This is a genomic window from Allosphingosinicella sp., assembly GCF_036387215.1.
Classification (GTDB): domain Bacteria; phylum Pseudomonadota; class Alphaproteobacteria; order Sphingomonadales; family Sphingomonadaceae; genus Allosphingosinicella.
In genome coordinates, this window is sequence record NZ_DASVUE010000291.1 from 1 (window position 1) to 7,163 (window position 7,163).

At 65.7% G+C, this 7,163-nt stretch carries 10 protein-coding genes; 6 read left to right on the forward strand and 4 right to left on the reverse strand.

What is annotated here, in order from left to right:
- From rpsI to VF662_RS11905, 4 genes are all read right to left on the reverse strand, one after another.
- Window positions 1–303 (reverse strand): 30S ribosomal protein S9 (gene rpsI / locus VF662_RS11890; RefSeq protein ID WP_464141409.1); only part of this gene is annotated, 303 nt, incomplete at its 3' end.
- Entirely contained in the window at window positions 303–782 is a 480-nt protein-coding gene (gene rplM, locus VF662_RS11895) for a 50S ribosomal protein L13 (RefSeq protein WP_464141411.1), read from the reverse strand. The genes rplM and rpsI, both read right to left, overlap by 1 nt.
- A gap of 136 nt (window positions 783–918) precedes the next feature.
- Window positions 919–1,239, reverse strand: coding sequence for a divalent-cation tolerance protein CutA (cutA, locus tag VF662_RS11900; protein WP_464141413.1), 321 nt, complete (start codon window positions 1,237–1,239; stop codon window positions 919–921).
- A complete protein-coding gene (locus VF662_RS11905; RefSeq protein WP_464141415.1) occupies window positions 1,236–2,306 on the reverse strand; it encodes a COX15/CtaA family protein in 1,071 nt (356 codons plus the stop codon). Before VF662_RS11905 ends, cutA begins: the two co-directional genes overlap by 4 nt.
- A gap of 108 nt (window positions 2,307–2,414) precedes the next feature.
- Between VF662_RS11905 and VF662_RS11910 the strand changes: the two genes are divergently transcribed.
- The 6 genes from VF662_RS11910 to VF662_RS11935 all read left to right on the forward strand — a co-directional run bounded on the left by VF662_RS11910 (window position 2,415) and on the right by VF662_RS11935 (window position 6,963).
- Complete coding sequence (locus VF662_RS11910) at window positions 2,415–2,783, forward strand: MerC domain-containing protein (protein WP_464141417.1); 369 nt, start codon at window positions 2,415–2,417, stop codon at window positions 2,781–2,783.
- A 49-nt stretch (window positions 2,784–2,832) separates the two neighbouring features.
- Window positions 2,833–3,300, forward strand: a complete 468-nt coding sequence (locus tag VF662_RS11915; RefSeq protein WP_464141419.1) for a Fur family transcriptional regulator — start codon at window positions 2,833–2,835, stop codon at window positions 3,298–3,300.
- A gap of 95 nt (window positions 3,301–3,395) precedes the next feature.
- Window positions 3,396–5,321: a 1-deoxy-D-xylulose-5-phosphate synthase gene (gene dxs / locus VF662_RS11920; protein ID WP_464141422.1), complete on the forward strand. Its 1,926-nt coding sequence runs from the start codon at window positions 3,396–3,398 to the stop codon at window positions 5,319–5,321.
- Window positions 5,322–5,331: 10 nt separating this feature from the next.
- The gene (locus VF662_RS11925) at window positions 5,332–6,066 is read left to right on the forward strand and encodes a TlyA family RNA methyltransferase (protein WP_464141424.1); all 735 of its coding nucleotides are present in this window, start codon (window positions 5,332–5,334) and stop codon (window positions 6,064–6,066) included.
- A 59-nt stretch (window positions 6,067–6,125) separates the two neighbouring features.
- On the forward strand, window positions 6,126–6,680 hold the full coding sequence (locus tag VF662_RS11930; RefSeq protein WP_464141426.1) for a TspO/MBR family protein: 555 nt from the start codon (window positions 6,126–6,128) through the stop codon (window positions 6,678–6,680).
- A gap of 16 nt (window positions 6,681–6,696) precedes the next feature.
- Window positions 6,697–6,963, forward strand: coding sequence for an accessory factor UbiK family protein (locus VF662_RS11935; RefSeq protein ID WP_464141428.1), 267 nt, complete (start codon window positions 6,697–6,699; stop codon window positions 6,961–6,963).
- Window positions 6,964–7,163: the final 200 nt, after the last annotated feature.

Consider the following 7,163-nt stretch of genomic DNA (forward strand, 5'->3'; position numbering starts at 1 on the left):
GCGGGCGAAATAGACTTCCTGATCGCGGCCGTTGACCGTGATCTTGCCGCTGCCGGGCTTCAGCCAGACGCGCGCGACCGCATCCTTGCGGCGGCCGGTGGCATAAGCGCGGCCCTGCTTGTCGAGCTGCTGCTCGCGGAGCACGGCTTCCATCTGCGGGCCCTGGGTCGAGCGGCCGTCATCGTCGGCGCCGGGGATCGGCGCGGCGGGAGCGGCTTCGGCGGCTTCCGGGGCGGCAGGCGCAGCGGCCGGAGCGCTGGTCAGCGCGCCGAGATCGGAAAGGGACTGGCGATTGTCGGACATCAGGCACCAACCTTGTTCTTGCGGTTCATGCCCGCGACGTCGAGGAGTTCAGGGGACTGGCCGCCGTGCGGGTGCTCGGTGCCGGCATAGAGGTGAAGCGCGCGCATCTGGTCGCGGCCCAGCGGACCGCGCGGGATCATTCGCTCGACCGCCTTCTCGAGGACGCGCTCCGGGAAGCGGCCGTCCAGCACCTTGTCGGCAGTGATCGACTTGATGCCGCCGATATAGCCGGTGTGCTTGTAATAGATCTTGTCGGTGAGCTTCTTGCCCGTGAACCGCACCTTGTCCGCGTTGATGACGACGACATGGTCGCCCATGTCGACGTGGGGGGTGTAGCTCGGCTTGTGCTTGCCGCGCAGCAGATTGGCGATGATCGTCGCCAGGCGGCCGACCACGAGGCCGTCGGCATCGATCAGATGCCACTTCTTCTCCACCTCGGCGGGCTTGGCCGATTTGGTGGTCTTCATCAGCGCCTTCATGGCCCGGACTCCCTGGAGGATAACCTCTCGTGAAATGAAACGGCGCCGCCCGCAAGGGCAGCGCTGCTGGGCGGCCAAATGACAGCGGAGGCCGATTTAGTCAACCAAATTCGCGGGTTTGACGGGAGGTAATATACTACCTTCCGCTATTCTCCACCACCCAGCGGCGGTAGCTCTCGGGCGCTTCGGCGATCGGCCAGACGACTGCCGCGGGGACTTCGTAGCTGTGGAGCTCCCCGATCCGGCGGATCAGCGCATCCGCTCCTCCCGCGGTCACCTTGAAGATCGCGGCCACCTCCTCCGCTTCCTCGATCCTGCCCTGCCACCGATAGATGGAATGGCACGGCCCAAGGATGTTCAAACACGCCGCAGCTCGCTCCTCGATCACCATCCTCCCGATGCGCCGGGCTTCCTGGTCGCTGCCGAAGACAGCGTAGACGCTGACGATGCCGCTCATTGTGCGCTTGCCTGTGCGCTTCGCCTGCCGATGCTGTTGGCGGCGGTGACGGAGGCCGCGAGCAGCAATGCGGCCATCGCCTGGTGCGCAACCGCGATCCAGAGTTCGACGCCGGTCAGCAGGGTTGCGATGCCGAGCAGGATCTGGAGCGTGACCGCCGCGACCAGGGCGAACGCCTCTATCCGGAAGCCTCTCGACCAGGCCCGCGCCGCAAGCAGCAAGGCGGCAGCGGCTACGACCCAGGCGAGCCAGCGGTGGACGAACTGCACCATGATTGGATTGTCGACGAAGTTGGTTATGAACGGCTGGAGCATCGGCGTTCCGGAGGGAAACCATTCGTCGCCCATCCGGGGCCAGCTGTTATAGGCGAAACCCGCATCGAGTCCGGCGACATAGGCGCCGAACAAAAGCTGCAGGCCGAGGAGCGAGAGCGCCCAGGCGGCGGTCACGGTAAGCCGGGCAGGCTGGGAGGCAGGATCCCGCGCCAGCCGCCGAAGGTCGAGCGCCGTCCAGATAAGGGCGCCGAAGATGAAGAGCGCGAGCAGGAGGTGCGTTGCGAGCCTGATATGGCTCACCTCCGGCCGGTCGACGAGCCCGGACGCGACCATCCACCAGCCGACCAGGCCCTGAAGCCCGCCCAGCCCGAGCAAGGCCGTCAGCCGCCAGCCGTAGCCGCGCGGAATCGCACGTTTCCACGCGAACCAGGCGAGCGGCAGGGCAAAGGCGAGACCGATGAAGCGGCCGAGCAGGCGGTGGACATACTCCCAGAAGAAGATGTTCTTGAACTCCGCCAGCGACATCCCCCGGTTGATCTTCTGATATTCGGGCGAGGCCTTGTAGGCGGTGAACTCCGCCTCCCATGCTTCGGGCGAGGTGGGCGGGATAGCGCCGGAGATCGGTTCCCAGCGCACCATGGAGAGGCCAGATTCGGTGAGGCGGGTGATGCCACCGACGACCACCATTGCGAAAACGAGAGCTGCCACGGCCAGCAGCCATGTCGATATGGCGGCAGGGCGCGGGACAGTGCCCGCGCGGGCTGGTGCGGATAATCGAGCGTCTGAAGCCATTCGCGCGATATGGACTTGTCCGCTCCGGATGCAATCGCAACTTTTCGGTCATATGTGATGTTGTATCTTCTCTGCAGGAGGCCTATAGAGGGCACAGGAGAAGAGCAGGTGTTCGCAGGTGCTGCCAGGGCTGGGTTGATCGACCGGGTCGCCATCGGGCTGTCCGGCCTTTGCCTCGTCCATTGCCTTGCAAGCACGATCCTCTTGGCCGTGCTCGCTTCTGCGGGCGGGGTTCTGCTTCATCCCGCAATCCACGAAATTGGGCTGCTGCTCGCAATCGGCCTTGGCATGATCGCGCTCGGACGCGGCGTTGCGGAGCACGGTTTCATGATGCCCGCTGCCGTCGGAGGCCTCGGGCTGGGCGTCATGGCGGGTGCGCTGTCGCTGCCGCACGACGGGGGCGAGGTGATGTACACGATCCTGGGGGTCGCGATCCTCGCACTCGGGCACGACCTCAATCGGCGGGCCGTCATCTGAGGCTGATCTGAAGCTTGCCGGGAGGCGAGCGACTCCCTACTTTCGTGCCATGGCCCAGTCCCATCACCATCACAGTCACGAGGGCGATTCGCTTGCGCGCGCGGCGCAGCAGACGATGGAGAAATCGGGCGAGCAATGGACCGCGATGCGCGCGGCCATCTTCGAGGCGCTTGCAAGCTTCGACAAGCCGGCCTCGGCCTACGACATTGCCGATAAGGTCTCGCAGGCGCAGGGGCGGCGGATCGCGGCCAACAGCGTCTATCGCATCCTTGATCTGTTCGTCGGTGCCAACCTCGCCCGCCGGGTCGAAAGCGCGAACGCCTATGTCGCCAACGACCATCCGGATTGCCTGCACGATTGCATCTTCCTGATCTGCGACAGCTGCGGGCAGACGACCCACCTCGATGACGATCGCCTCTCGGGCGGCGTTCGGGCGGCAGCCAAGCAGGCCGGCTTCGCTCCCGATCGCCCCGTGATCGAGGTTCGCGGCCGCTGCTCGGATTGCGAGAGCGACTAGGCCGGGCGCCGATCTGCACGAGGCGTGCACGGTAACAACATTCGACACCAACGGCGGGGGCGGCTAAGGCGCCGCGGAAGGACGACAGCCGCGACATGACCGATCGACCCGCCACTCCGTTGCTCGACACCGTTCAATATCCTGAGGACCTTAGGCGCCTCAAGGCGGATCAATTGCGCCAGCTTGCCGACGAGCTTCGCGCCGAGACGATTTCCGCCGTTTCGGTGACCGGCGGGCACCTTGGGGCGGGGCTCGGGGTCGTCGAGCTCACGGTTGCGCTCCACTACGTCTTCAACACGCCCGAGGACCGGCTGATCTGGGACGTTGGGCACCAATGCTATCCGCACAAGATCATCACCGGCCGGCGTGACCGGATCCGGACGCTGCGCATGGGCGGCGGCCTTTCCGGCTTCACCAAGCGCTCGGAGAGCGAGTACGACCCGTTCGGAGCAGCGCACAGCTCCACCTCGATTTCGGCTGCTCTGGGCTTCGCCATCGCCAACAAGCTTGCTGGCAAGCCCGGCAAGGGCATCGCCGTGATCGGCGACGGCGCGATGAGCGCGGGCATGGCCTACGAGGCGATGAACAATGCCGAGGCTGCGGGGAACCGGCTGGTCGTCGTCCTCAACGACAACGACATGTCGATCGCGCCGCCGGTCGGCGGCCTCTCCAACTATCTGGCCCGGATCGTAAGCTCGAACAAATATCTATCCGTCCGGCACCTTGCGCAGCGGTTCGCGCGGAAGCTTCCGCGGCCGCTCCACAATACGGCGCGGAAGATGGAGGAATATGCCCGCGGCATGGCGACCGGCGGTACCCTCTTTGAAGAGCTGGGATTCTACTATGTCGGCCCGGTGGACGGCCACGATCTCGACGCCCTGATCCCGATCCTCGAAAATGTCCGCGATGCCGCGGAGGGGCCGATGCTGGTCCACGTCGTCACCAAGAAGGGCAAGGGCTACGCCCCCGCAGAGGCTGCGGCGGACAAATATCACGGTGTCCAGAAGTTCGACGTCGTTTCCGGCGTACAGGCGAAAGCCGAGCCGGGGCCGCCGAGCTATACCGGCGTGTTCGCCAACGCATTGGTCGCCGAGGGAGAACGCGACGACAAGGTGGTCGCGATCACCGCCGCGATGCCGTCCGGTACCGGCCTCGACAAGTTCCAGCAGCGCTTCCCGGAGCGCACCTTCGATGTGGGCATTGCCGAGCAGCATGCGGTGACTTTCGCCGCCGGCCTTGCGGCGCAGGGCTATCGCCCCTTCTGCGCCATCTATTCGACCTTCCTCCAGCGTGCCTACGACCAGGTGGTGCACGACGTCGCAATCCAGAACCTGCCGGTCCGCTTCGGCCTCGACCGCGCTGGGCTCGTCGGAGCCGACGGCTCGACGCACGCCGGCAGCTTCGACCTCGCCTATCTCTGCACGTTGCCGAATTTCGTAGTTATGGCCGCCGCGGACGAGGCCGAGCTCGTGCATATGGTGCACACGATGGCGCTGCACGACAGCGGGCCGATCGCGGTGCGCTATCCCCGCGGCAACGGCACCGGCGTTGCGCTCCCCGCCGTTCCCCAGCGGCTCGAGATCGGCAGGGGCCGCGTCGTCCGCGAAGGCAAGAAGGTCGCGATCCTCTCGCTCGGTACGCGCCTCGCCGAAGCTGAAAAGGCCGCCGACGAGTTGGAGGCGAGGGGCCTTTCGACCACCGTCGCCGATCTCCGTTTCGCAAAGCCGCTGGACGAGGCGCTGATCCGCCGCCTGCTGAGCACCCACGAGGTTGCCGTCACGATCGAGGAAGCGGCCGTGGGCGGCTTTGGCGCGCACGTCCTCACGCTCGCGAGCGATCTCGGCCTTATCGATGCGGGTCTGAAGCTCCGCACAATGCGTCTCCCGGATGTCTTCCAGGATCAGGAAAAGCCGGAAAAGCAGTATGAGGAAGCCGGCCTCAACGCCCCCCACATCGTGGAAACCGTCCTCAAGGCCCTCCGCATCAACAGCGTCGGTGTAGTCGAAGGCGCGCGGGCGTAAGGCCGAGCCTGTGCCGAAGGCTCGCGCAGACCAGCTTCTCGTCGATCGTGGGCTAATCGAGAGCCGGGCGAAGGCGCAGGCGCTGATCCTGGCGGGGCTGGTCTTCTCGGGCGAGCGGAAGATCGAGAAAGCGGGGCAGGGGCTTGCCGACGATGCTCCGCTCGAGGTGCGGGGGAGGGAGCATCCCTGGGTCTCGCGGGGCGGGATCAAGCTCGATCATGCGCTGACCCATTTCGGCTGGGACGTGACGGGCGCGGTGGCGCTCGATGTCGGATCTTCGACCGGCGGTTTCACCGACGTGTTGCTCAGCCGGGGCGCGGCCAAGGTGTTTGCGGTCGATGTCGGCACCAACCAGCTCGCCTGGAAGCTTCGGCAGGATCCGCGAGTGATCGTCCACGAGCAGACGAACGCGCGCTACCTCACCCCTGAGATCGTCGCGGAACCCGTCGACTTCATCGTCTGCGATGCAAGCTTCATCTCGCTCGCCAAGGTGCTGGATACGGCTCTCGGCTTCGCGAAGCCTGCAGGCGGGCTGATCGCTCTCGTGAAGCCACAGTTCGAGGCCGAGCGGGACGAGATCGGCAAGGGCGGCGTCGTGAAGGACCCGGCGGTCCACGAACGCGTCTGCGCGGCCGCGGCGGAGTGGGTCCGGTCGCGCCGATGGACGGTCGAGGGGATCGTCCAGAGCCCGATCACCGGCCCCGGAGGCAATGTCGAGTTCCTGCTTGCCGCCCGCCGCACTTGATAAGAGGGCGCGGCACCTTTAGCTCCGCGCCGGAGCGCTCACGAGCGGCAGGAGAGTGAATGACGGCCATAGCGTCGAGATCGCAGCTGCGCATGTCGTACCTCCGCTGGGCTCTGGTCACGGTACCGGCGGTGCTGCTTCTCGGAACGCTGTCGGGCCGCGCTTCCGGCTCCGGCTACGGGAATCCGTGGTTCGACGCCCTGGTGAAGCCGGAGGCAATGCCGCCCGGCTGGATGTTCGGCGTCGCCTGGACCATTCTCTACATCCTGCTGGGCCTCGCGCTGGCGATGATCCTGAATGCCCGGGGAGCGCGGGGCCGTTCGCTCGCGCTGGCTTTGTTCTTTGCCCAGCTCCTCCTCAATTACTCCTGGTCGCCGATCTTCTTCGCCCTCCACGAGGTGCGCGTGGCGCTGTTCGTGCTCGCCGCAATCTTCGGCCTCTCGATCGCGACCACGGTCCGGTTCGCCAAGGTGCGCCGGGGGGCGGCGCTGCTGATGCTGCCCTATCTTACCTGGCTCTGCTTCGCCGGCTTCCTCAACTACAAGATCATCGAACTGAACCCCGAGGCGGAGGCCCTTGTCCCGCGTGAGGGCAGTGCCGATATCGAGCTCTGAGCATCAGGAGGCTTTCGTGCAGTCAGAAAATCGCTTCTTCGACGATCTGGTGAAGGTGCTGAACGGCGCCGCTGGTACCGTCGCAGGCATGACACGCGAGGCTGAAGCTTCGTTCCGCGAGCGCGCTCGTGACTGGGTCGGCGGGCTGGACATGGCGAGCCGCGATGAATTCGAGGCCGTGAAGGCGATCGCCGTCGCCGCGCGCGAGGAAAATCAGCTCCTGAAGGCAAGGCTCGATGCCATCGACGCCCGAACTGCTTCCGCGCCCGATGCCGGCGTCTAGGACAATCCACAGAAGAATATCGGAACGTTCCGCTAATCCACAGCTTTGTTGCAGCAGCGCGCGGCGCTGCTCTTGATGTGCCGCGCCGCCGCGTGCACGCTTTCTACATGAATTGGTGCGGGAATTGAGGGCCATGAGAGCGGACGAGTACGAGATCGAGCGGGAGACCGGCGCTCCCATCGACATGCTCGAACATTATT